Annotated in this window: 28 protein-coding genes and 1 pseudogene; 19 read left to right on the top strand and 10 right to left on the bottom strand. The window is 39.3% G+C overall.

All coding sequences use genetic code 11. From position 1 onward, the window contains the following. Positions 1-89: 89 nt before the first annotated feature. From BSO02S_RS13375 to BSO02S_RS13360, 4 genes are read left to right on the top strand one after another with little or no spacing between them, the layout of a single operon-like run. The gene (locus BSO02S_RS13375) at positions 90-956 is read left to right on the top strand and encodes a branched-chain amino acid ABC transporter permease (RefSeq protein ID WP_084375019.1); all 867 of its coding nucleotides are present in this window, start codon (positions 90-92) and stop codon (positions 954-956) included. Beyond that, positions 956-1,957, top strand: coding sequence for a branched-chain amino acid ABC transporter permease (locus tag BSO02S_RS13370; protein WP_066067874.1), 1,002 nt, complete (start codon positions 956-958; stop codon positions 1,955-1,957). The genes BSO02S_RS13375 and BSO02S_RS13370 overlap by 1 nt, the downstream gene beginning before the upstream one ends. Before the next feature lie 10 nt (positions 1,958-1,967). Then, on the top strand, positions 1,968-2,738 hold the full coding sequence (locus BSO02S_RS13365; RefSeq protein ID WP_066067871.1) for an ABC transporter ATP-binding protein: 771 nt from the start codon (positions 1,968-1,970) through the stop codon (positions 2,736-2,738). Then, positions 2,731-3,426 (top strand): ABC transporter ATP-binding protein, encoded by a 696-nt coding sequence (locus BSO02S_RS13360; RefSeq protein WP_066067868.1) that lies wholly within the window; start codon positions 2,731-2,733, stop codon positions 3,424-3,426. The genes BSO02S_RS13365 and BSO02S_RS13360 overlap by 8 nt, the downstream gene beginning before the upstream one ends. A 148-nt stretch (positions 3,427-3,574) precedes the next feature. Here the strand turns inward: BSO02S_RS13360 and BSO02S_RS27125 are convergent, their stop codons facing one another. Continuing rightward, entirely contained in the window at positions 3,575-3,736 is a 162-nt protein-coding gene (locus tag BSO02S_RS27125) for a hypothetical protein (protein WP_157081467.1), read from the bottom strand. A 241-nt stretch (positions 3,737-3,977) separates the two neighbouring features. Here BSO02S_RS27125 and BSO02S_RS13355 point away from each other — a divergent pair, with 241 nt between their 5' ends. Further along, a complete protein-coding gene (locus BSO02S_RS13355; protein WP_066067863.1) occupies positions 3,978-4,733 on the top strand; it encodes a TraR/DksA C4-type zinc finger protein in 756 nt (251 codons plus the stop codon). A 54-nt stretch (positions 4,734-4,787) separates the two neighbouring features. Here BSO02S_RS13355 and BSO02S_RS13350 read toward each other — a convergent pair whose 3' ends face one another. Continuing rightward, positions 4,788-4,988, bottom strand: a complete 201-nt coding sequence (locus tag BSO02S_RS13350) for a YozQ family protein (RefSeq protein WP_066067860.1) — start codon at positions 4,986-4,988, stop codon at positions 4,788-4,790. Between the two features lie 93 nt (positions 4,989-5,081). On the opposite strand from BSO02S_RS13350, the gene BSO02S_RS27120 reads away from it, so the two are divergent. From BSO02S_RS27120 to BSO02S_RS13325, 7 genes are all read left to right on the top strand, one after another. Beyond that, positions 5,082-5,228: a hypothetical protein gene (locus BSO02S_RS27120; protein WP_157081466.1), complete on the top strand. Its 147-nt coding sequence runs from the start codon at positions 5,082-5,084 to the stop codon at positions 5,226-5,228. A 106-nt stretch (positions 5,229-5,334) separates the two neighbouring features. After that, the gene (locus BSO02S_RS13345) at positions 5,335-6,231 is read left to right on the top strand and encodes a cation diffusion facilitator family transporter (protein WP_066067857.1); all 897 of its coding nucleotides are present in this window, start codon (positions 5,335-5,337) and stop codon (positions 6,229-6,231) included. Between the two features lie 279 nt (positions 6,232-6,510). Then, positions 6,511-7,449, top strand: a complete 939-nt coding sequence (locus tag BSO02S_RS13340; RefSeq protein ID WP_066067854.1) for a magnesium transporter CorA family protein — start codon at positions 6,511-6,513, stop codon at positions 7,447-7,449. Between the two features lie 185 nt (positions 7,450-7,634). Continuing rightward, complete coding sequence (locus BSO02S_RS13335) at positions 7,635-8,855, top strand: helix-turn-helix domain-containing protein (RefSeq protein ID WP_066067851.1); 1,221 nt, start codon at positions 7,635-7,637, stop codon at positions 8,853-8,855. A 10-nt stretch (positions 8,856-8,865) separates the two neighbouring features. After that, a complete protein-coding gene (locus tag BSO02S_RS27115; RefSeq protein WP_157081465.1) occupies positions 8,866-9,012 on the top strand; it encodes a hypothetical protein in 147 nt (48 codons plus the stop codon). A gap of 114 nt (positions 9,013-9,126) precedes the next feature. Further along, positions 9,127-9,312, top strand: a complete 186-nt coding sequence (locus BSO02S_RS13330; RefSeq protein WP_066067848.1) for a hypothetical protein — start codon at positions 9,127-9,129, stop codon at positions 9,310-9,312. Between the two features lie 76 nt (positions 9,313-9,388). Then, a complete protein-coding gene (locus tag BSO02S_RS13325; RefSeq protein WP_066067845.1) occupies positions 9,389-9,787 on the top strand; it encodes a cytosolic protein in 399 nt (132 codons plus the stop codon). 329 nt (positions 9,788-10,116) lie between these two features. Here the strand turns inward: BSO02S_RS13325 and BSO02S_RS13320 are convergent, their stop codons facing one another. Beyond that, complete coding sequence (locus tag BSO02S_RS13320) at positions 10,117-11,091, bottom strand: nuclease-related domain-containing protein (protein WP_066067842.1); 975 nt, start codon at positions 11,089-11,091, stop codon at positions 10,117-10,119. A 229-nt stretch (positions 11,092-11,320) separates the two neighbouring features. Between BSO02S_RS13320 and BSO02S_RS26375 the strand changes: the two are divergent. Beyond that, positions 11,321-11,458, top strand: a pseudogene (locus BSO02S_RS26375) (pirin-like C-terminal cupin domain-containing protein); the annotation flags it as partial. A gap of 39 nt (positions 11,459-11,497) precedes the next feature. On the opposite strand, the gene BSO02S_RS13315 reads toward BSO02S_RS26375, so the two are convergent. From BSO02S_RS13315 to BSO02S_RS13305, 3 genes are all read right to left on the bottom strand, one after another. Continuing rightward, the gene (locus BSO02S_RS13315) at positions 11,498-13,009 is read right to left on the bottom strand and encodes an MDR family MFS transporter (RefSeq protein ID WP_066067839.1); all 1,512 of its coding nucleotides are present in this window, start codon (positions 13,007-13,009) and stop codon (positions 11,498-11,500) included. A 224-nt stretch (positions 13,010-13,233) separates the two neighbouring features. Continuing rightward, positions 13,234-13,617 carry a VOC family protein gene (locus BSO02S_RS13310; RefSeq protein ID WP_066067836.1) on the bottom strand — a complete coding sequence of 128 codons (384 nt, stop codon included), beginning with the start codon at positions 13,615-13,617 and terminating at the stop codon, positions 13,234-13,236. A 29-nt stretch (positions 13,618-13,646) separates the two neighbouring features. Beyond that, positions 13,647-14,210: an FAD-dependent oxidoreductase gene (locus BSO02S_RS13305; protein ID WP_066067833.1), complete on the bottom strand. Its 564-nt coding sequence runs from the start codon at positions 14,208-14,210 to the stop codon at positions 13,647-13,649. A gap of 277 nt (positions 14,211-14,487) precedes the next feature. Between BSO02S_RS13305 and BSO02S_RS13300 the strand changes: the two genes are divergently transcribed. The 6 genes from BSO02S_RS13300 to BSO02S_RS13275 all read left to right on the top strand — a co-directional run bounded on the left by BSO02S_RS13300 (position 14,488) and on the right by BSO02S_RS13275 (position 20,481). Further along, entirely contained in the window at positions 14,488-16,074 is a 1,587-nt protein-coding gene (locus BSO02S_RS13300; protein ID WP_218010605.1) for an ABC transporter substrate-binding protein, read from the top strand. Positions 16,075-16,195: 121 nt separating this feature from the next. Continuing rightward, positions 16,196-17,152: an ABC transporter permease gene (locus BSO02S_RS13295; RefSeq protein ID WP_066067830.1), complete on the top strand. Its 957-nt coding sequence runs from the start codon at positions 16,196-16,198 to the stop codon at positions 17,150-17,152. A gap of 3 nt (positions 17,153-17,155) precedes the next feature. Further along, positions 17,156-18,010 (top strand): ABC transporter permease, encoded by an 855-nt coding sequence (locus tag BSO02S_RS13290; protein WP_066067828.1) that lies wholly within the window; start codon positions 17,156-17,158, stop codon positions 18,008-18,010. 15 nt (positions 18,011-18,025) lie between these two features. Further along, complete coding sequence (locus BSO02S_RS13285; RefSeq protein ID WP_066067825.1) at positions 18,026-19,030, top strand: ABC transporter ATP-binding protein; 1,005 nt, start codon at positions 18,026-18,028, stop codon at positions 19,028-19,030. Next, on the top strand, positions 19,023-20,003 hold the full coding sequence (locus BSO02S_RS13280) for an ABC transporter ATP-binding protein (protein WP_066067824.1): 981 nt from the start codon (positions 19,023-19,025) through the stop codon (positions 20,001-20,003). The genes BSO02S_RS13285 and BSO02S_RS13280 overlap by 8 nt, the downstream gene beginning before the upstream one ends. A gap of 16 nt (positions 20,004-20,019) precedes the next feature. Continuing rightward, positions 20,020-20,481 carry a hypothetical protein gene (locus BSO02S_RS13275; protein WP_066067821.1) on the top strand — a complete coding sequence of 154 codons (462 nt, stop codon included), beginning with the start codon at positions 20,020-20,022 and terminating at the stop codon, positions 20,479-20,481. Here the strand turns inward: BSO02S_RS13275 and brfA are convergent. The 4 genes from brfA to BSO02S_RS13255 form a co-directional block, all read right to left on the bottom strand. After that, positions 20,478-20,696: a ribosome rescue factor BrfA gene (gene brfA / locus BSO02S_RS13270; protein WP_066067815.1), complete on the bottom strand. Its 219-nt coding sequence runs from the start codon at positions 20,694-20,696 to the stop codon at positions 20,478-20,480. The genes BSO02S_RS13275 and brfA overlap by 4 nt on opposite strands. A 68-nt stretch (positions 20,697-20,764) precedes the next feature. Beyond that, the gene (locus tag BSO02S_RS13265) at positions 20,765-21,982 is read right to left on the bottom strand and encodes an MFS transporter (RefSeq protein WP_066067811.1); all 1,218 of its coding nucleotides are present in this window, start codon (positions 21,980-21,982) and stop codon (positions 20,765-20,767) included. 15 nt (positions 21,983-21,997) lie between these two features. Then, positions 21,998-22,411 carry a MarR family winged helix-turn-helix transcriptional regulator gene (locus BSO02S_RS13260; protein ID WP_066067808.1) on the bottom strand — a complete coding sequence of 138 codons (414 nt, stop codon included), beginning with the start codon at positions 22,409-22,411 and terminating at the stop codon, positions 21,998-22,000. Positions 22,412-22,542: 131 nt separating this feature from the next. Next, positions 22,543-22,770: a hypothetical protein gene (locus tag BSO02S_RS13255; RefSeq protein ID WP_066067805.1), complete on the bottom strand. Its 228-nt coding sequence runs from the start codon at positions 22,768-22,770 to the stop codon at positions 22,543-22,545. Position 22,771: the final 1 nt, after the last annotated feature.

Genomic DNA, 22,771 nt, shown 5'->3' with positions numbered 1-22,771 from the left:
CTGAATAGCTGCAAGTTGAAAGAGGCAAGATTTAAATTGCCTCTTTCTTTTAAAAATAAAATAAAAGTTGGGAAAAGGAGGCTAAACATTTGAGCGCCTTGCTTCTGCAAATGATGAATGGATTAAGCTATGGAATGTTACTATTTATTATCACCTGTGGGATCACGATTGTTTTTGGTATATTGGGCGTGTTAAACCTAGCGCATGGATCCTTGTATGTACTTGGTTCCTATGTTGGCTACTCGCTCATAATAAAGGCGGGATTGCCATTTTGGGTGGCCTTAATGGCGGTTCCGCTTCTGATTGCAATTATCGGATTAGTGCTCGAAGTGGTTATTCTCCGGCCTACATACAAGCTGGGACACCTTTCCCAAGTCTTATTAACGTTTGGATTGGCCTATATTTTTCACGATGTTTTTTCGATGATGTGGGGTAAAAATATTCTAGTTGTTAACCCGCCGGATGTACTGAATATGTCGGTAGAAATTGCAGGTAATGCCATTCCTGCTTACCGCCTTGCCCTAATCGTTATTGGAATTGTGATTGCTATTTTCTTATGGTATACCCAGGAAAAAACAAAGTGGGGTGCTGTTATCCGGGCCGGATTGTCTGATAAGGAAATGGTAGGAGGTTTAGGTGTTAACATTCATTTTGTGTTTACTTGTGTATTTTTCTTAGGCAGCTTAATGGCAGGTTTGGGAGGAGTCCTTGGTTCACCAGTACTCGGTGTTTATCCGGGAATGGAGTTTCAAATTCTCATTTTATCTTTGGTTGTTCTCGTCGTAGGCGGCCTTGGTTCAGTAACGGGAACATTTATTGCAAGTTTGCTCGTAGGCTTTGTTGAAACCTTTAGCCGCTTTTTTCTGCCTGAACTAAGTTTAATTATTACATTTGCCTTAATGGCGTTGGTACTAGTGATTCGTCCGCAAGGTCTTACTGGCAGGAGAGTGGTGTAATGAAGAAGGGACCGATTAAAGGAACTCTCCTATTTTTACTAATGGTTCTTGTTCCATTCTTTTTATCTATTTATTACGTGAATATTTTATCGGAAATATTAATTTTAGGTGTTTTTGCGGTAAGCTTAAATATTCTGGTCGGACAGACAGGGATGGTTTCATTGGGCCACGCTGCCTTCTTTGGTGCTGGTGCCTATGCAACGGGATTGGCTGCCATAAAGTTTAGCACGAACATTTTCGTCACCCTCGGAATCGGACTTTTATTCGCCTTTTTGCTGGCACTGATTATTGGTTTACTTTCCACTAAAGCACATGGTTTTTATTTTTTAATGCTGACACTAGCCTGTTCGCAAATCTTTTACTCGCTAGTCTACCAATGGACAACCGTAACCGGTGGTTCGAACGGATTATCAGGTATCGCTCCCCTCGATGTATTCGGTGATATACGGCTTTCAAATCAAGTGTTTGTCTACTATTTTATCCTGGTTGTGATGGCTATACTACTATTCCTCTTGAGCCGGTTCTTACATTCCCCGTTAGGATCTGTATTTATTGGTATAAAAGAAAATGAGGAACGGATGAAATCAATCGGTTATAACACAGCGTTATATAAAAATATTAGCTTTTTAATTTCAGGGACAATGGGTGGTTTAGCGGGAGGTTTATATGTAATTTTCAACGGCTTCATCTCGCCAACCGACGTTTATTGGACAGCATCGGGGTCAGTGTTAATCATGGTTTTAATCGGTGGTGTTGGTACATTATGGGGGCCGGTCATTGGTGCAGCCTTCATCGTGATTTTGGAAACCATTGTTAGTTCCTATACGGAAAATTGGATGATGATTATTGGTACAGCCTTCATTTTATTTGTCATCTTTGCCCCAAATGGAATTGTCGGGATTTTCAATCGTGCAAAAAGAATAGTGGTTAAACAGCAAAAGATAGAACATAAGGAACCTAATATCATACCAATAAAGCAGCAAACTAAAATGGATGGTTAGGAGAATGTAGATGAAGAAGGAAAATATTCTTTCCCTTAAGGGCCTATCGAAACATTTTGGCGGTATAAAGGTGATTGAGGATGTTACATTAGAAGTAACTGCAGGAGAACGAGTTGGGCTTATTGGTCCAAATGGTGCTGGTAAATCGACGTTATTTAATATGATTGCCGGCGATTTAGAACCATCTGGGGGATCAATTAGCTATTTTGCTGATATGATCAATCGTTGGCCAAATTATAAACGGACGGAACAGGGAATCGTCCGTACCTTCCAAAAAAATAATTTAATGCTGGGCTTAACTGTAAAGGAAAATTTGCTTCTGGTTTTACAGCGAATAGATAAAAAACATACCCAATGGTGGAAAACAGCAAATAAGAAGAATTATCCATCGTTGTATGAAAAGGTAGAAAAACTTCTATATGAGTGGGGATTACAAGAATATAGCCAAACGAAGGTTCAGGATTTGTCTTATGGTGTGCAGCGGCAAATTGAGATCATTATGGCGATAGCAGGGAATCCTAAATTGCTTCTATTAGATGAACCAACTGCCGGGATGTCGCAATTGGAAACCGATCAGATCATTTCGTTAATCAACAAATTACCTTCCGAGGTGACGATTATGATGATTGAGCATGACATCGAAGTGTTATTTGGTAATATGGATCGAGTGATTGTTCTGCACGCCGGTACACTCATTGCGGATGGAAGCCCTGAGGAGGTAAGGGTAAATCCAGACGTCAAAGAAATCTATATGGGAAAGGAGGAAGCGGCCAATGCTTAGCTTGAAAGGGGTCCATAGTTACTATGGAGCAAGCCATATTCTTCATGGAGTTAATCTCGAAGTGAAAAAAGGGAGTGTCGTGACCCTGCTTGGGAGGAACGGCATGGGAAAAACAACGACGATTCATTCTATTATCGGATTTGTCACGAAAAAGGAAGGCAAAGTTTCACTTGAAGGTGAAAATATCATCAAGCTTAAAAGTCATCAAATTGCCAGAAAAGGGATTGGAATTGTACCGCAGGGGCGACGGATTTTTACTAACTTAACGGTGCGAGAAAATTTAGCTGTGTTTGCGGATCACGACAACGGAAAGTGGGACTTGGAACGTATCTTTGATCTTTTCCCCCGCTTAAAGGAACGGGAAAAGACACATGCCGGGAATTTAAGCGGCGGCGAGCAATCCATGCTTTCGATTGGCCGGGCATTAATGCGTAATCCTAAAATTCTTCTTCTTGATGAACCGACAGAAGGCCTTTCCCCTTTAATGGTAGGGGAAGTAATGGACGTTCTTTTGAAATTAAAGGAAGCAGGTATGTCGATGCTTTTAGTCGAGCAAAACATTGCAACGGCCTTAAGCATTGCTGACGATGTCTACATTTTAAATAAGGGTGAGGTTGTCTATCACAATCACCCCGATGAACTAAAGAAAAATATGGATATCGCTTACCATCATCTGGCGATAAGCTGAATCCATTTAATCCTGCGGCACAATAGGAGGCTTCCTCAAAAAGTCATTTACTAATGATTTTTTGAGGAAGCCTTTTGAACGGGTTTATTTAGGCATCATCAATGCCGCCACAATCGAAACAGTGATACTGACTGCCTTTTAACGGTTGTTATATGTTACGCCCAGTTGCCCCAGGCGATTTGTCGGTATTGTCCTGATTGTTATATTCTGGATCATTAAGACCGGGCTTTTGGTTTTTAGTCCCACCTAAATATTGGGGGTGGTGTTCTTTCTGAGCCTGCTTAAATTTATCAAAGTTTTGGTTTACCATCTAATCTCCTCTTTTCTCATCGGCTGATATTTCTTAAGATACACGACAAACTAATTCTTATTCGATTCGTATAGAAGTGATGGAGTGAATTTTAATGGAAATAAAAATTATTTACATAATCAATCATTAAACAAATGAAAATAGAATGGAAATATAAAGTTAAAAATAAAAAAATGAAGTGATAGATGTTGGTGGATACTAAAGGTTAGGTACTGTTTTTTTATGAAAGGAGTTTATCTCAATGTTATCAACAGAGCAGTTATCTGAGTTGCGTTTACAATTATTGCAGAGCAAGGACGAAGTGGAGGAAAGCCTAAAGCAAAATGACCATTTTGGTCTTGAGCGAGGCCATGCACATGAGTCAATGGGAGAATTATCGAGCTATGATAACCATCCTGCAGATGAGGGAACCGAATTATATGAACGTGAAAAGGATATTGCCTTAAATGAACATTCGGAAACACAGCTAAAGAATATCAATCAGGCCTTAGAGGCAATGGAAAAAGGCACTTACGGGAAATGTGAGGTCTGTGGAAAGGAAATTCCGCTAGAACGGCTTCGGGCCCTGCCAAATACCATTTTTTGTATTGAGCATAGTCAGGATCAAATTACTTCACACAGCCGCCCTATTGAGGAAGAAGTATTGGCTCCTCCCTTCGGAAAATTTGATATGGATGACAAGGATGAAGATGTTGCCTTTGATGCGGAGGATTCGTGGCAAGCTGTTGCTGAATGGGGCACGTCTGATACACCCTCCGATTTAGCCTTCCCGCAGGACGACTATAGTGATATCTATATCGAAGCGGATGAGAATGTTGGTTATGTTGAGGATTACGAAAACTTTGTTGGAAATGACATGTATGGAAAAGAGATTAAGGTATATCCAAACGCACAGCATGAACAGTATGAGGAAGTCTTAGACGATGAAGGAATTATGACCAGCTTTGGGGATTTGCCGGCATATGAACATGACCCATACGTTGACGACGATAAATAACTTTCTGAAAAAAGGAAGAAAACAGCTTTCTTGTGAGAGCTGTTTTCTCCGCTTTTATTCTCGGTCCAGGCCTTCCGAGGAATCACCGCCATTGTCAAAGACAGCGGCACTGATGTCTCCTTCCATATAAACATCACTTACTTGTTCATGTGTGGTCGCAAGTCCAGCTGATAAATCATCCTTTTCTTGATAATAGCTTGGATGATAAAAACTTCCGGCAACTTCTTTCTTTGGATTAGCTTTCTTGTGGTCCATCCTGTATTCCTCCTTTTCATATTGGGTACAACGATATTTTCTTCTTTTTATAAAATATTACTCATAAAAAAACTTATAAGGGGGGTGTCCAATATGTATAAAAAAGATGAATTCCCAACACGGGAGGATTTAGATCAAGCCTTCCATTTCTTGCACGACCAAATCACACGAATTTCAGTAATTGAGGAAGTAGAAATGGTTAAAAATGAAGGAGACGGGCATGAAGAAAAACAACCCTAAATGTTGTATTCGTTCAACTTAACTTGGATTGGGCAAGACTTTTTCTCTAGACCCATCAAGGTCATGTTTGTTATGATTTCTAAAGGGAATTTCGAGGTGGTTTACTATGGGAATGAGAGAAGCCCTGGCCAAAAAAGTGGCTTGGATTAGTGTAATCAGTAATTTAATTCTTACATTAGGAAAAATTATTATTGGGTCCTATGGAAATAGTGAAGCTGTATTTGCTGATGGGATCCATTCGGCTGCAGATGTTTTTGCGTCTGTTATTGTTTTGTTGGTTATAAAGATTTCTGATAAACCAGCAGATAAGGAACATCCATATGGCCATGGAAAAGCAGAGGTTATCGTTTCCGAAATTATTGGGTTTTTGCTGCTGCTTGTGGCCATTTATGTCGCTTATGAAGGGATCAGCGGGTTATTCCATACAGTAGAATCACCAAGCTTCCTGGCAATGTGGGTCGCGCTCTTTTCCTTTATTACCAAGATTATTTTATACCGGAGTTCATTGCGGGTTGCCAATCAAAATAATAGTAAGGCCATTGAGGCAATCGCGTTTGATCATAAAGCTGACATTGTTGCATCCATCGCAGCTGCAATCGGAGTACTCCTTTCAATCATTGGGGAACGGTTGGACATTCCTTTTTTACTTTACGGTGATAGGGTTGCAAGTATTTTTGTGGCTTATTTGATTTTTAAAATTGCGAAAGAAATGCTGACAGAGGCCTTTGACATATTACTCGAGCGTAATATTAAGACAGAGACAATTGAGGAATACGTGGCAATTATTAAGCAATCCCCTGACGTCAAGAGAATCGACAGGATCAGGGCGAGAGAACATGGTCATTATGTGTTGGTCGATTTACGAATCGCAATTGATCATGATAAAACAATCAAACAAGGGCATGATTTAGCAAAATCGATTAAAAAGAATTTGATTGATAAAAATGACAACATTAGAGAAGTATTAATTCATTTAAATCCCTATTTTTCAGAAGACAAATAAGACGAACAAAACAAGCACAGATTGTCTCGGCTATGAATATTCTGAAGCATGGCTTTCTTTTTTTAAAAACTCCTTTGAACTTTATGGAGTTTCAGTTTATGATAGGATAGGATGAAAAAAGTTAGAAGGAGTTGATATTTTTGTGTTATTCCGTGGACCCGGACCCAAGTAGGCGAGGGGAAGTCAATGTCTTTGAATGGATTGAATTGAATATCAAGAATATCAACTCTGGAAAAGGTTGTTGGCTTCCTCAAACAAAGTAAGTGAGGAGGTTTTCGTATGTTGGAAATTTTTAAAAGCACAGAGACAAAGGTGTTAGAGACGGTTGATGTGATTTCAAAGGGCTGCTGGGTCAATATGTCTGCCCCAACAGCAGAAGAAATTACCCGAGTATCAATTGATGCCCAAGTCGATGTGGATATTATCAAAGACGCCTTGGATGATGAAGAACGTCCAAGGATTGAACGGGATGACGGCCGAGTCTACATCATTGTCGACTTTCCCTATATCGTTCACGACGAAACGGGGTTTGCCGGTTATGAGACGATTCCAATTGGGATTATCCTGACGGAAGACTGTATTATTACCGTTTCATTAAAAGATACACCGATCCTAGAGGAATTTCGGAAAAACAGAGTGAAAGAGTTTTTTACCTTTAAAAAGACACGTTTCGCCCTGCAAATCCTGTTTGTCATTTCTTCTTATTATCTTCGTTACTTAAAACAAATTAACAAGAAAACCAATGAAATTGAACGCGTCGTTCACCAATCATTGAAAAATAAAGAACTATTTGCGTTTCTCGCTTTAGAGAAAAGTTTGGTTTACTTTACGACTTCGTTGAAATCAAATAAGGTCGTACTCGATAAAATACTCCGCTTTAATTATTTGAAAATGTATGAAGAAGACAAGGATTTATTAGAAGACGTCATTATTGAAAAAACACAGGCGATTGAGATGGCGGAAACCTATCGTTCCATCTTAACGGGAATGATGAATGCCTTCGCCTCGATCATTTCAAATAACTTGAACATTGTGATGAAGTTTTTAACATCAATTACGATTATTTTATCGTTCCCGACAATGGTATTCAGTCTTTTTGGAATGAACGTTGAATTACCTTTTGAAAATAATCCGCATGGGTTTATGTTTACTTTAATAATATGCGGCGTGTTATCGACATTAGCGGCGATTATTTTTTGGAAAAAGAAATATTTCTAGATTACCAGCCTTAATTGGGTTGGTTTTTTTGTTTAAAAAACTATCAATATTGCGCTAAAGGAAAAATTTTCCCAATAAAAAAAGACTATTATATTCATTATTTTTTTAAATAATCTGAAAGATACTGTGAGAAAGATGACATTTATAGTAAAATGGTAAAAAACGAAAGGTGAGCTGGTGGCAATATGGAATTCGGAGCCCTGATTAAATTCTATCGAACCCAACGAGGAATGACACAAGCAGAGCTTGCGAAAGGGATTTGCTCTGTTCCCCATTTAAGCAAGATTGAAAACAACTCAAAAGAAGCAAACGAGAACACGATTTCCCTTTTACTTGAAAGGCTCCAGATAAGCCTTGAAGAGATGGAAGAGAAAGAAGATCAAATCAAAATTCTTTTAAGAGATCTTGATAGTAAGACTAATTTTTATCTTATGAATGAAATAGACGAAACCTATCAGAAACTAAAAGATATGGAACATCTTATCCCCTTCTCCCAGCATATTTACATCAGCGAGTTATATAAATACCGATATCTATTATACAAGGGATTATTTGCCGAAGCCGAGTGTCAGAGAGACTTATTATATAAGCAAAAGAAAAATTTTTCCCAACATGAGAACTATTTATTTCGTTACTATAATGCGATATTCTTAATGTGGAAGGGTCAATATAAGAATGCAGATGATATCCTTGATGCCTTAAGTACAGAAAATAATAACGAAACTGCGGATGGAGAATTCCTATATCATCGGGCGCTTGTAAAAAGCTCACTTCAGCAATCAGGACATGCGATCCATTTTGGTAATATGGCGCTGCAAATATTTATGAATCAGCATAACTTCATTAGAATTCTTCACACTCTTATGCTTTTGGGGATCAATTACACCCATTCCAATATCTACGAAGAAGCGCAAGGCTGTTTCCAACACTTAATCCGCAACGCAGAATTATTAAAAGAAGAAAAACTGCTCCCGCAAATTTATCACAATATGGGTTACTTACAAAATAAGATGAAGAATGTAAAAGAGGCCCTGTACTATTATGACAAAAGTTTGGCCTTGCAGCCCAACTTTAATCAGCATTACCTTGTCACTTTATATTCAATTGGTGAACTTAACTATTCTTTACGTTTTATTGAGAAGGCATGCGAGTGTTTTCAAGAAGTGCACTCTTTAGCGAAAGATCTAGGGGTTAAAAAATATCGACTATTAGCCGACTTTTATCTGCTCCTTATGAACTCTCCAGGTAAAGGGTTTAAATATTTAGAATCCAAAGTAATACCCTATTTTGAAGAGGGCAATGAACATAATGACGACCTTACCCGTTTTTATAAAATGCTTGCTGATTATTACAATGAAAAGGGTATGGTTTTAGAAGCCGTGAATTATTTAAATAAAATAACTTAGGAGGCCAACTATGAAAAAGTTTGTTGTACTTATCTGTTCAGTTTCACTACTTGTTCTTTTCACTTCCGCAAAAGGTGTTGACAGTCAAAAGCAATCACATGATGTAGCGTATGCAACTAATCCACTAGCTGACCACCCAATTCAACCGCCAATTTGATGACAGTTCCTAAAATCCCTGATTTAATCGGGGATTTTTTTATGCCGTTTGGAATGTAATCCTATAGCAAGGCAGACAATAGAAAAAAAGTTTCAAGAAAGGAGGGCGATTTGCTTGAGTGAAAAAGAGAACGAGTTTGTTAGTGATGATCATGAGGGAAAGTCTAAATCTGTAAAAGGTCTCAATGGACTAGAGCCGGAAATGAGTTTACTTTCTGCTAACTTCGCACCAAATGAAAACCCGTATTTAAATGAACATTTTGAAGGGGCAGTTGGTAAGAATGATCATGATGAAGCATAAATGAATGAATTTGGCGGGAAATAGGGTATGCTAATGGCATGTGTTTTAAATATGGAGAAGATTTAAGGAGGAAAAAATGAAATCATTTGTTGTTGGTTTTCATCAAGAAGATAATATTGATAGCATGCAAATCCAAAAACTAAGCCAAGAGGAGTTTGGAAAAGCAACCGAGGGTGGAACAAGGCATTTATTTGAACTCGATACAAACATAGGCTTTTTTGTCTTTTTCGATGCGGAAGATGCTGATGGGGATCTATCCTACATGGTCCTGCAATATGAAGAAGAAAATGAAGACCCAGCTGCCTGCTATTCTTTCCAACTGAAGGATTTTTACGAGTTTATGGCCCTTTTCTTGAACGACATGGAATTTAATGGGGAAGAGGATGAAGAGGACGATGAAGAATACGGCCCAATTCATCATTTAGCCCACCTCCTGTTCCATATTGTTGAGGAAGGGAAGGACCTTGAGGTATAAAATGGTCTTTTTTTCGAAAAACTGCTTGATTCCCGTAAAAATGATTAAGATTTTTAAATAAAAGAAAAAGGACGCAGATTGTGGGCGTCCCTTTTGTGATTTATTACGGTTTTTACCTTCTATTAGCGGTTTCGACGGGTTCGCACCCGTCTTTTTCCTGTTTACTCGCGAATTTGTAGTATCCAGAGGGGTATATATGTGTTCAATGGGCGAATTTTCGTACCCAATGAGCGAATTTTGCTCTCCAATGGGCGAATTTTTGCATCCCATGAGCGAATTCTGCCATCCAATGGGCGAATTTGAATTTCCCTCTCTTTAATGTAATGAACTCACCAAGGGATTTTCTTAGGAGAATAGGAATAGTATCTGTTCTTACCATGGCATTGAAAATTACAAGCAAACAGTAATCTTTTCGCAGTATCACGTGATTTTAAATGAGCAAATTCCCGAAACTGCCGATTTGTTATAGTTGAATTAAACAGCAAAAAATAATCGTTCAGTGCTTGTAAGTGGGCATCTTTGGAAAAGGTTTGGCAAGATGGACAAAACCATTGCTGTTTCTGACGAATAAGTGGAAGATACTCGCAAGTCAGGCATTGAACACCGGTTGGCAGGTCCAATCTCTGGATTCCGTATTTTTGCAAGACATGTTTTGTCGGAATCGTATTCATTTTCACCAAAAGACGGCTGAACTTCCGAAGATCTTTCGCAGTAAGAAGTGAATTCAAATACAATTTTTCAAAAAGTTTAATTTTATTTAGGAAGGCGTCGGCTTTACAAACCCGCGGTTTCACTATATGGGTGTTTTTTCCTGTGACGACATAGGAAGTATACCCGTTGCTGATTACCACTAAATAATCAACCGGGACTGGAGGGAAATGGTGTGCAGCAAGAAGTTTCCTTATGTACTTTTGATGCCTTTCTGCTTGCGCAATCGGATCGGGGTATCCTTTTTCTTTCCCATTATTGATTTGAATAAACTGTTCATTGTCAGTATCAAAAGTTAACTTCCCAGCCATATTTTTCACATCGATAACTAAGGCAAATTCAGGTGTTAGAAGAAGGGTATCAATCTGGCAGTTGTAGTCACCATCAGGGAGGTTTAAATCGTGAAGGATCATGTATTTCTGGTTCGGAAGATCACGATAATAGTAATCAAGCGATTGCTCACCACGGTATCCGGCCTCCCATCTTCCAAGTGCCTCCAAAATCTGCTGATATTTTTGGTGATTCAATGGGAGTCGCCGCAGTAAAGCCTCCAATATGAGCATTATTAACGGTTTTGTTCTTTCTTTTATAAGCAAAATCATCTCTCCTTTCATTTTAAAAATAAATTCTAATAAAAGGGACGAGATTCCTGCCGAATTTTATCGAACTTTGTGACGGCTTTTTGAAATTAAATGACCATGGGCGAATTTTTGCATCCAATGGGCGAATATTGCCTTCCAATGAGCGAATTTATCTATTCAATGGGCGAATTTCTGTACCCAATGAGCGAATACCAACTTTCAATGAGCGAATTTTGCTCTCCAGGAAAGACTTCGCGTGTTGTTATATGCAGGGATACCGCTAAATGAACCAATTGTGGCACGGGGGCCTTTTGTAATGAACACGGAGGAAGACATTCGCCAGGCCTACCACGATTATATGGATGGGAAATTTATCGAATAAAAATAAGGCACCTGAGAAAACGCCCAGGTGCCTGCCTTATTAACTCTTTGCTGGTTTCTTGCTCACTTCCACGCGGGCACTGCCCATGAAGAAAATTGTAATCGCAGCGAGAGCAATCGGAATCAACGCAAGTAAAAATGCATGCGTAATCGAGTCCGACATCGCATGAACGATTTTATCTAAAATCACCCCAGGTATTTTAGCACGCTCATCTGCTTGGAAAATCTCACGCGGGTCGCCCATTTTGAAATTGCCGCCGCCTTGCATGCCAGCAAAGGCTGCCTTCAATTTATCCTGAAAGACATTACCTTGAATCGTACCAAATATCGTTACCCCAATCGTCATCCCAAACGAACGCAGGAATGAGTTGGTGGAGTTAGCGGTACCGCGGTATTGTGGCTCCAAATTATGAATCGATGCTGTAGGCAATAAGGAAAATGAGAACCCAACGCCGAAACCAACAAGTATCATATAAATCGTTAGTAGGAAGCGTGTGGTATCAACCGTCATTGTGCCGAGGAAGTACATACCAACTACATAAGAAATAATCGAAATGATCATCAGGTTCCGGTACGAGGTCTTCGTTTGGAAAATCCCGCCAACCGAACTTCCAGCGACCGAACCGAGCATCATTGGTGTCAAAATTAACCCGGCATTCTTCGCTGAACCGCCATAGACTGCTTGAACGAAAATCGGAATAAACACAGTTAATATAATAAACGTACCGCCATATAAAAAGGCTAGTATCTGTGAGGTGGCAAACAGGCGCCGTTTGAAAAGCCAAAGTGGTAAAATCGGTTCTGCTGCCTTTAATTCGGCAATGAAAAAGGCTACAAAAAAGACAAGGAAACTGGCAAATAAGCTAAGAATCTGAACAGAATCCCAGTCGTATTCTTTGCCGCCTAGTTCTAAAGCAAACATTAAACTAACAACAGAAATGACAAGCGTGATTGCCCCAAGCCAGTCAATTTTCTGCTTAGAATGACCTAAAGATTCATGATAATAACGGAAAATTAAAATAAATGAAACGATACCAATCGGAACATTGACATAAAAGATCCAGTGCCAACTGAAATAATCAGTAATATAAGCACCTAACAGCGGTCCTAATACACTTGATGCACCGAATACGGCCCCAAGCAAGCCAGTCATTTTGCCGCGATTTTCAGGCGGGAAAATATCGAAAACAATCGTAAAGGCGATTGGCATCAGGGCCCCGCCGCCAATCCCTTGAATGGCCCGGAATATACTTAATTGAACAATCGTTTGGGCAATTCCGCATAAAGCAGAGCCAATCAGAAAAACAACTAATCCAAAAATAAAAAAGCGTTTCCGGCCATACATATCGGATAACTTACCGAAGATGGGCATCCCAGCCATGACAGCCACCATATAGGCCGAGGTCACCCAAATAAATTTGTCAAAGCCGCCAAGGTCAGAAACGATGGTCGCCATCGCCGTTGCCACTATCGTGTTATCCATGGCTGCCATAAGTATTGCCAATAGTAAACCAGCGACAACGAACTTAATATTATTGTCTTTTTTGATCATAAATTTCTCCTTAATCTTCCCTGGAATGATATTTCTGGCTTAAAATAGCGTGGTAAGCCTCCCTCGAAGTTATTTTAAAAAAATGTTAAAAAAACGTATCTCAATAAACAAGATAAAGCAATTTTAAAAGGAAGGCGGGACCTTGTCAATAAATAGTCTTCATCGAAAAACGGAGGGACTCAGCAGCCCGAGTCCCTCCGTTTGAAAATATCCAATATGATGTTTTACCTCTGGAAAAACTCAACCTTTTCACAATTCGGTCCGTGCACAAAGAAATTACGGTAACCGTTTGGCAGGGTAGAAATCTCAGGATGGATAAACTGAACATCCAATCCCTTTAAACGTTCAAATTCCGCTTCAATATCTTCGACAGTAATGGCAAAATGATTCACTCTGCCTTCCGCCGGGAAGTTATCATTTGAGCCATAAATCAGTTCCAATTCGGTTTCATCAGACCCAGTGAATCCAAGGAAAGCTAGCGTCTTTGCACCGTTTGCAATCGTAAACTTATCCTTTAATTTCATGCCGACAACATCCTGATAAAACGTTATGGAAGCATCAAGGTCTTTGACCATGACACCAACATGATCGATTTTCTTTCCGTCCATCTATAAGTTCCTCCTAAAATGTATCCTGTTTAGGATTTGATCATGTCATGGTCTACATAGCGCTCGCCGTTGATTTCGCTGATCACATTGATGGCTACTTTTGCACCGTCTCCAGCAGTAATGATGGTATGCATACTCACACCTGCAATTGTTCCAGCTGCCCAGATTCCTTCTATATTTGTTTTTCCAGCAGCATCAACGTCAAGAATTGTTTTGACCCTTGGTTCAGTTCCTGCCTTGGTAGTTAAACCAACCATTTCAGCAAGGTCGGCCATCATACCAGTCGCAACAATGACATGCTTTGCTTCGAATTCACCTTGGTCCGTTTCCACCTTAAAGCCGCTTTCACCTTTACTAACATTTGTAACAGTTGCATGAACTAGCTCTGCACCAAACTTGCTTGCTTGCTTTTTACCGACTTCGACAAGGTCTGGACCGGAGATTTCCGCAACACCATAGTGATTTTCAAGCCATGCGCGCTTCGTAACGCTTTTGTCATTATCAATGACTACTGTTTTCTTGCCAGCCTTGGCAGTAAATAAGGCAGCACTTGCCCCGGCAGGTCCTGCACCAATAATTACAACATCAAACATATCCATACCTCCAATTAATAAAATTTCTTACAAAAAAAAGCTTAGCCTAATTAGTAACAATAGTAAAAGAAACTGCTTACATTAATATGCTTCACCCTCCACAAAAAAAATTACATAAATAATTCGAAATTAGCCTTTCTTTATCATTTACTAATATAGTATTATCATGTAAAATATCTAAAGTAAAACATATAAGAATAGTAGGGATTAAACTGCATCACCAACAACTATTATTCTGTTGTTTAGCAGACAAAATAGCTACATAGGGGGAAAAACAGTGAGACGTAAAAACGTAAATATATTAGTTGCCATGTTACTAAGTATTTTTCTAGTACTTGCAGCCTGTTCTTCTAATTCGAAGGATAATGCAGATTCGAAAAATACAAGTGAAGGCACAAATAAATCGGATACATTTATTTATGGGATTGACGGTGACCCAGGAAACGCGGTCAACGTGATTACAACTGGTGACCGTTACGGATTAATGGAGATTAAAGCTCTCTATTCTCCATTATATATGTATAACGGAAAAGACGATGTGAAGTACTTTTTGGCAGAAAGCATGACACCTTCATCTGATTTCTTAACGTATACAGCTAAATTAAGAAAAGATGTTAAGTGGCATGATGGACAGTCATTTACTGCAGATGATGTCGTATTTACTTATAATGAAATGCTCAAGGAAGAAAATGGCGGTTGGGCTCAAAGTCAGCTCATTTTTAACAATAAGCCTGTAAAAGTAGAAAAAGTAGATGATTATACGGTTAAATTTACTCTACCTGAAGTAAGTATTGGCGCCTTTGAAGCATTAGGAAATATCTTCATCATGCCTAAACATATCTACGAAGGTGAAACAAATATTGCTAACAGTCCTAAAAATGCTACGCCAGTTGGCACTGGACCATATAAGTTCAAGGAGTATAAAGCTGGAGAAAGCGTTACGTTTGAAAAGAATGATGATTACTTCTTAGGAGCACCGAAGATTTCGAAAGTTGTTTACCGTATTATTATGGATGCCAATACAGCAACATTAGCCTTGCAAAAAGGTGAAGTTAATGCGTTCGCGATTCAGCCATCAGAAACAAGTAAATTCAAAGATAGCAAGAATGTTACCCTTGAGCCTTATGATGAAGGAAGAGTCGGATACTTAGCATTTAATTTAAGTTCAAAGCCAGTACAAACAAAAGAAGTTCGTCAAGCGGTTGCTTATGCAATGAATCGTGATGAAATTAATACGGCCAGCTATATTTCTAAGGAATTTGCCGAACCAGCTTATTCGTTCTTACCTAGAAAAGCAACTTATTATACCGAGAATGTAGAAAAGCATAATTTCGATACAAAAAAATCAAAAGAACTTTTAGCCAATGCTGGCGTTAAGAATTTGAAATTAAAACTTGCTTTTACTGCTAATAACCCAATTCAGCAAAAGCAGGCTGCTGTTATTCAACAAAACCTACAGGCTGCAGGCATTACTGTTGATCTTGTTGGAATGGATGCAACAGCTTTAAGCCAAAAGTTACAAAGTGTTCAAACGGATTTTGATATGTATCTTAGCGGTTACATCATGGGAATTGACCCGGATACATTTAATTCATTATTCGTGACAAAGGGTAATGCTAACTACATGCATTATAGTAACACGAAAGTGGATGAATTATTTAACCAAGGCCGTGTTGAGAAAGATGATGTGAAGCGTCAAGCTATATATGAAGAAATTCAAAAACTGATCATTGAAGATGCCGCCTTCTATCCGCTTGTAGAAAACAAACGAATTCTTGCCATTGATTCTAGAATCAAAGGCATTGACGAAGCAGGATTAGTGCCAGTTTATACATTTGAAGATATGTCTAAGCTGTCTTATTAATACAATAGAAGAATGAGTAGATAAAGATAAACAGTGAGCTGTTTATCTTTATTTATTAATCTAAGAAGTATTAAAATGATTATGACAAAAATGAGCGGGAAAATTAAGGAGTGTTTCTATCTTGTTTAAGTATATTTTTAAAAGGATTATGCAGGCCATCCCGATGCTCGTCATTATTTCAATCATTTGTTTTGGACTCATTCAACTGGCTCCATACGATGCAGTGGACGCAATGACTACACCGAATATGTCGGAGAGAACAGTGAATCTTATTAAGGAAAGGTACGGTTTAAATCAGCCGGCATATATACAATACTTTTATTGGGTGAAAGGAATTTTGAGTGGTGAATGGGGTTATTCGATTGTAACACATGAGAATATTACAAAGGATCTCTCCGTAAGAATTCCGAATACTATTTTACTAGTTTTGCCCGCCTATATTTTAGCGTTAGTTTTGTCAGTCATTCTTGGCCTTGTGGCTGGGGCACGAAAAGGCAAACTGGCGGATAAATTGATTGATGGCCTTAGCTCTTTTGGAATTGCCATTCCTAGCTTTTGGATGGCGATGATTCTTGTATTTATCTTTGGATATCAGCTTGACTTATTTCCGATTCTCGGAATGCATACGATTGGAAGCGAAGGTTCATTCGCTGATCTTCTAAGCCATCTTGTCCTTCCGTGTGTAGTATTAACACTTTCTTTCATGCCAGAGCTTATCCGCTATGTCAGGTCGTCCACGATTGGACAACTTTCCGAAGACTATGTTATGGTCCAACAGGCATATGGTTCAGCCTCAGTTACCATTCTATTTAAGCATGTCCTCCGTAATGTGTTACTTCCAGTCATCACGATAGTAGGGATGAGCCTGCCGATGTTAGTCACTGGTGCAGTAGTAACGGAGACTGTGTTTGGCTGGCCTGGAATTGGAACGTATTTTGTTAAGGCTATTCAAGGGTTTGATTACCCCGTTGTTATGGCAATTATGCTGCTATCCTCTAGTCTTGTGATTCTTGGCAATTTAGCTTCAGATATTTTATATAGCATCGTAGACCCAAGAATAAAGGGAATGGGGGAATAAAAGTTGGCCGGGGAGAAAAATAGAAAAATAGAAAAGATAAAATCAGAACTTAAACGTAATAAAACGGCAACATTCACAATCCTATTCCTTGTGCTTATCATTTTATTAGCAATTTTTGCTTTTTTATCACCCTTTCCACCAAACAAGGTGGATGTCTTAAATGTCCTGCAAGGGCCGAATTCAAAGCACTTATTTGGGACAGATGAGCTTGGTCGTGATTATTTAACGAGAGCACTATATGGTGGACGAGTCTCACTAACCGTTGGAATTTTAGCGATGCTTATTTCCTCTAGCATTGGTGTTTTGGTCGGGACCGTTAGTGGATACTTCGGAGGCCGAATTGATAACTTTTTGATGAGGACAGTAGATATCATTTCCTCAATCCCATGGATGATTCTTGTGACAGTAGTAAGTATTTTTCTAACTCCTGGTTTAAAAGCAATTATTCTTGTTATCGGTCTTTTCACTTGGATGAGTACAGCAAGAATGGTCCGTGCAGAGACGCTTTCAATTAAAGAAAGAGAATATGTTTTATATGCAAAATCTTCGGGGCAATCGATAAGAAAAGTCATTTGGAAGCATATTATTCCAGCAGTTTTTCCTACGTTCATTGTTGCATCCACCGTTAGTATTGCCAATGCCATTCTAATGGAGTCCGCATTAAGTTTTCTAGGTCTTGGGATTCAACAGCCCTTATCATCATGGGGAAGCATGCTCCAGAATGCCCAAGGTAACCTTGGAAATGCCCCATATATGGCGATTTTGCCTGGACTTCTCATTGTACTGACTGTGTTTTCTTTTAATAAACTTGGGGATATCCTGAGGGCAATCGTCGAACCAAAGACTAATGGGAAATAAGAGGGGGTAAAGTCAATGTCGTCCAACATAGAAGAAAAAAGTAATTTGCTAGAAGTAAAAAAACTACGGACCTCCTTTTACGACGGTAAATCCAAACTAGAAGCGGTTCGCGGAATTGACTTTACAGTAAAAAAAGGGGAAGTTCTTGGCATCGTCGGTGAATCAGGAAGCGGAAAAAGTGTTATGGTGAAATCGATTCTTGGAATTATCCCTACTAATGCAAAAATCGATGCTGGAGAGATTATCTTAGATGGAAAGCATATTGAAAACTTGTCCAAAAAAGATAAACGAGCGATCAGAGGTAGAGAAATTGCGATGATTTTCCAGGATCCGATGACTGCTCTCAATCCTTTAAAAAAGGCAGGAGATCATCTTGTTGAGTTATTAATAAGAGTGAGGGGTATGAAGAAAAAGGAAGCAAAGAATGAAGCGATTGAACTACTTAGAATGGTGGGAATTCCATCTCCCGAAACGAGAGTAAACCAATACCCCCATGAATTTAGTGGTGGCATGCGGCAGAGAGTTTTGATTGCCATGGCACTCGCATGCAATCCCAAGTTGTTAATTGCTGATGAACCAACAACGGCCCTTGATGTAACCATCCAGGCACAAATTCTAGAATTATTGAAAAAACTCCAAACAGAAAACGATATGTCAGTTGTGTTAATTACACATGACCTCGGCGTTGTCGCTACCATTTGCAGCCGTATCTTAGTTATGTACGCAGGAATGGTGATGGAAGAGGGCATGGCCCATGAAATCTTTTATTCTCCTAAACATCCATATACGAAGGCATTAATCAACTCGATTCCGAGAGTGGATGGGGAAAAAACGAGATTAAAGCCGATCAAAGGCTCCGCTCCTTCGCTTACAAAGGTGGCAAAAGGCTGCCCATTTGCAGAACGTTGTGAATTGGCTATTGATAAATGTTTCACTGAAATGCCAGTTTACAAAAGTTTCTCATCGACGCAGAAATGTATGTGCTTTTTAGCAGGGGAAGGGGACAAACTAGATGGCTGAGACACGTGAAAAACTCGTTGATGTAAAAAATCTGAAAAAATACTTCCCTTTAAAGAATTCGATGTTTAAAAAAGGAAATCAAGTGGTAAAAGCAGTCGATGATGTTTCGTTCCATATATATAAAGGAGAAACATTTGGCCTTGTAGGGGAGTCGGGGTGCGGTAAATCAACATTAGGACGAACCCTTAATCGACTTTATGATCCTACGGCAGGGGAAATTTGCTTTGATGGTAACGACATTGCCAGTTTAAATAATAAACAGCTTCAACCCTATCGAAAAAGAATCCAAATGATTTTCCAAGATCCTTACTCTTCACTGAACCCATATATGACAGTTGAAGAAATTATCGATGAACCATTGGAAATTCACACTCGATTATCAAAAGGTGAAAGAAAAAAAATCATCCTTGATATTCTTGAAAAAGTAGGTTTAAAGAAAGAAGACATGGAAAAATTCCCACACGAATTTAGTGGCGGCCAACGACAAAGAATTGGAATCGCCCGGGCTCTTTCAACCAATCCTGATTTCATTATTTGTGACGAGGCAATCTCTGCCCTTGATGTTTCTATTCAGGCGCAAGTAATCAATATGTTGGAAGACCTTCAGAAGGAATTAAATCTTACATATCTATTTGTCGCTCATGATTTATCAATGGTCCGCCATATTTCCGATCGGATTGGCGTTATGTATCTTGGTAAAATGGTTGAGATTTCGAAAAGCGATGAGTTATACGCCAAGCCCTTGCATCCCTATACGCAAGCATTGTTATCAGCGATTCCCATTCCTGATCCAATCAAGGCACAAAACAGTAAACGTGAGATTATAACTGGAGAGCTTCCAAGCCCAATCGAGATGGAAAAAGGTTGTCGCTTTAGAGCAAGATGTCCGTTTGCCAAACCAATCTGCGCAGAGGTAGATCCCACATTGAAGGAAGTGGAAGATGGGCACTTTGTGGCCTGCCATTTGTATTAAAGAGGGGAGAATAATCGTGGAAAAAGAAAGATTAGCGCTAAACTATGCCCTCATGCTTGAGATGATTAAAGCAAAGGATTACGAAAGTCAACAAATAATTGCTCTTTTTGAAGAAGGGAATGAAGAAATTCTCGAAAGTTTCGGTGAAGGCATTCCAACTTGGAAAACGATGATTGAATTTTATCAAACGAATAAAGCAAAATGTGAACGGGCCCTTATGGATGGTTATGAAATTTCTTTTTTAACAAAAGGGGCGCTTAAATCGTTACTGTCGATTAAGTTTGCCATGAAGGAAGACAAGGATTTTGTTGATACCGGAGAAGGTTTAGACCGGGTAAAAATGAGCGGTGAAAATCTTAAAGCACTTAGTGAAATGATTTCGAAAAACTGGACGATTGTTTTGCTGGAAGAAAACAAAGAGCAAGACACCCATTTACTAAGAATCGAGCTAACCTATAAACCAGTTTTTACTTTTTAAATAGCTGAAAATGAATAGACAAAACAAAAAGAACCATCATTTCCGTCTTGGGATTGATGGTTCTTGTGTTTAAACTGATATAGATGGTCCTTTTTCGTCTTTGTTGTTCTTGATCTCATGTCTACAAAAACAAACTCGCTTCGCTTTACTTCAGGATTCATTCTTCCTTCACGGGTAAGTTTTTCACGTAATTTCTTGGCTTTGGATTTTGCCATTAAAATCACTCCTCCATTTGGTTTCATTCTATTATATACCATGTGGAGGAGTTTTGTTGTGTGGATTTTTACATTTCCTGCATGTTTGATTCTGATTGGCTGGTTAATTGCACTGAAGTAGCCCGCTTCTTCTTTGTATGAAGGAAATAATAAAGAACCGCCCCAATTAAAATATAGAAGGAACAATAGAAATATAAGGAACTATACTCCATTTTTGCAGCGACAATTCCGACTAAAAGTGATCCTAGTGCAATGCCCGTGTCATAGATAGATAAAAAGGTAGCTGTCGCCAATCCTCTTTTTCTAGGTGCAGCATCTTGAATGGCAATCGTTTGAAAGGTAGGAAAAAGAGTACCCCAACCCAAACCAATCATTCCTGCTGAAAGGAGAAATGTGACTGCGCCGCTGCTCTGGCTTAAAATAAACATCCCAATCGCAAACAAAAGGATACATGGAAACGTAATAACATTTGGTCCATAAAGATCGAGCCATTTTCCAGTAAAGGGTCTTGAAAGTAAAAGAACAATCGCATAGACGACAAAGAAAAGACTAGCAACATTTGCTAAGTGAATTTCATTGGCGTAGATCGATACAAATGAAAGAAGGGCCGAATAGACGATTGCTAAGAAGCTGCCGACAATGGCGATGGGAACGGCAGATGCTTCAAACAAATTACGAATGGAAAAAGTTGAACTAGCCGCGATTTGATCAGGGTCCTCTGTTTTTGGAAGCTTGACACTAAGACCAGTGACGAGAGAACCAATAGCAACGATGACGCTGAGGATGAACAAGATTTTGGGGCCCCACTGCTGCATGGCCATTAATCCGAAGAATGGTCCTAATACCATTGCCATATTTGTTGACAAGACAAAGTATCCCATTCCTTCACCACGGCGTGACGCCGGTATTAGATCAGCGACAATGGTTCCGACAGCTGTTGTCGCCATACCGAAGCCAATCCCGTGCAAAAGGCGAATGACAAGAAAACCGCTGACGGTCTTTGGAAAAAAGTATAAGAGCGAAGCGCCAGCGAAAATAATAAGAGCCGTTAAGAGTACTTTTTTATTCCCGGCCCGTTCAAGCCATTGTCCGGCAAGCGGTCGAGAAATGATGGCTGAAAGCAAAAATACCGTTGTCATGAGCCCCGCCACAGAAGTACTGCTATGTAATTCATCCAATGCATAGGTTGGAAGTGTTACAAGCAGGATATAAAAAGTTAAAAATAGAAAAAAGTTACTAAAGGAAACACTGATAAAATCTTTGGTCCATAATTTTGGTTTATTCATGTGATGCACTCCTTTTTATAATAGCCCGTGTAACCAGCCCTTTTGCAATTTAAAAAGCTCTTCCTGTGATGTAGCTGGAAGATGCTTCAATAAAGACCGATTCGTCTCAAATACGGTACTTTCCCATTTTGGATACTCCATTAATGCCTTATCTGTTAGTTGAATGAGCTTCTCCCGTTTGTCTTTACCGGGAACCTGATTTACAAATCCTTGTTTGACAAGCCGTTGAATGGTGCGCGTCATTGGCGGAGCCTCAACAAATAAGTAATTACAAAGCTCTTTTTGAGTTAATGAGCCTTCGGTTTTTAAAATAAACAGAACGGCCCACTGGGCACTAAATAATCCAAATGGCTTCAATGCTTCATTAAGTTTATTAGTAAGCTGCCGTGAAAGCTGATGAAGCGTATGGAATAATTCATGGCTAGTCATTGGGATTCACTCCAAAAATACAAATTAGTTACCTAGGTAACTATAATGGTTGTTGTGGAAAAAGTCAAGGAATGGGCACAACTGGGGGTTTGATAATCCGTTGGCGGAATCACGACGGAGGTTGGCGGAATTCATCCAAAGTTTGGCGGAATTCCAATCAAGTTTGGCGGAATAATTTCAAAAGTTGGCGGAATTAATCCGAAAGTTGGCGGAATCGCAATGATTTTTGGAGGAATCCAATGGTTTAGCGGGAATATTTCGTAGTTTGGCGGAATTCCAATCAAGTTTGGCGGAATTAGTTCACAACTCGGCGGAATCCATACGGTTTTTGGCGGAATAACCGCAAATATAGCGTCCAAT

This window comes from Neobacillus soli NBRC 102451, from assembly GCF_001591665.1.
In the GTDB taxonomy this organism is placed as follows: Bacteria; Bacillota; Bacilli; order Bacillales; family Cytobacillaceae; genus Neobacillus; species Neobacillus soli.
Note: the sequence above shows the minus strand (reverse complement) of the source record. Positions and strands in the feature narration are given on the sequence as shown.

Excerpts from the sequence above, each read along its gene's own strand:
- BSO02S_RS13370 (WP_066067874.1), top strand. The coding sequence starts at position 956 with ATGAAGAAGGGACCGATTAAAGGAACTCTCCTATTTTTACTAATGGTT.
- BSO02S_RS13365 (WP_066067871.1), top strand. The coding sequence starts at position 1,968 with ATGAAGAAGGAAAATATTCTTTCCCTTAAGGGCCTATCGAAACATTTT.
- BSO02S_RS13360 (WP_066067868.1), top strand. The coding sequence starts at position 2,731 with ATGCTTAGCTTGAAAGGGGTCCATAGTTACTATGGAGCAAGCCATATT.
- BSO02S_RS27125 (WP_157081467.1), bottom strand. The coding sequence starts at position 3,736 with ATGGTAAACCAAAACTTTGATAAATTTAAGCAGGCTCAGAAAGAACAC.
- BSO02S_RS13355 (WP_066067863.1), top strand. The coding sequence starts at position 3,978 with ATGTTATCAACAGAGCAGTTATCTGAGTTGCGTTTACAATTATTGCAG.
- BSO02S_RS13350 (WP_066067860.1), bottom strand. The coding sequence starts at position 4,988 with ATGGACCACAAGAAAGCTAATCCAAAGAAAGAAGTTGCCGGAAGTTTT.
- BSO02S_RS27120 (WP_157081466.1), top strand. The coding sequence starts at position 5,082 with ATGTATAAAAAAGATGAATTCCCAACACGGGAGGATTTAGATCAAGCC.
- BSO02S_RS13345 (WP_066067857.1), top strand. The coding sequence starts at position 5,335 with ATGGGAATGAGAGAAGCCCTGGCCAAAAAAGTGGCTTGGATTAGTGTA.
- BSO02S_RS13340 (WP_066067854.1), top strand. The coding sequence starts at position 6,511 with ATGTTGGAAATTTTTAAAAGCACAGAGACAAAGGTGTTAGAGACGGTT.
- BSO02S_RS13335 (WP_066067851.1), top strand. The coding sequence starts at position 7,635 with ATGGAATTCGGAGCCCTGATTAAATTCTATCGAACCCAACGAGGAATG.
- BSO02S_RS27115 (WP_157081465.1), top strand. The coding sequence starts at position 8,866 with ATGAAAAAGTTTGTTGTACTTATCTGTTCAGTTTCACTACTTGTTCTT.
- BSO02S_RS13325 (WP_066067845.1), top strand. The coding sequence starts at position 9,389 with ATGAAATCATTTGTTGTTGGTTTTCATCAAGAAGATAATATTGATAGC.
- BSO02S_RS13315 (WP_066067839.1), bottom strand. The coding sequence starts at position 13,009 with ATGATCAAAAAAGACAATAATATTAAGTTCGTTGTCGCTGGTTTACTA.
- BSO02S_RS13310 (WP_066067836.1), bottom strand. The coding sequence starts at position 13,617 with ATGGACGGAAAGAAAATCGATCATGTTGGTGTCATGGTCAAAGACCTT.
- BSO02S_RS13305 (WP_066067833.1), bottom strand. The coding sequence starts at position 14,210 with ATGTTTGATGTTGTAATTATTGGTGCAGGACCTGCCGGGGCAAGTGCT.
- BSO02S_RS13285 (WP_066067825.1), top strand. The coding sequence starts at position 18,026 with ATGTCGTCCAACATAGAAGAAAAAAGTAATTTGCTAGAAGTAAAAAAA.
- BSO02S_RS13280 (WP_066067824.1), top strand. The coding sequence starts at position 19,023 with ATGGCTGAGACACGTGAAAAACTCGTTGATGTAAAAAATCTGAAAAAA.
- brfA (WP_066067815.1), bottom strand. The coding sequence starts at position 20,696 with ATGGCAAAATCCAAAGCCAAGAAATTACGTGAAAAACTTACCCGTGAA.
- BSO02S_RS13265 (WP_066067811.1), bottom strand. The coding sequence starts at position 21,982 with ATGAATAAACCAAAATTATGGACCAAAGATTTTATCAGTGTTTCCTTT.
- BSO02S_RS13260 (WP_066067808.1), bottom strand. The coding sequence starts at position 22,411 with ATGACTAGCCATGAATTATTCCATACGCTTCATCAGCTTTCACGGCAG.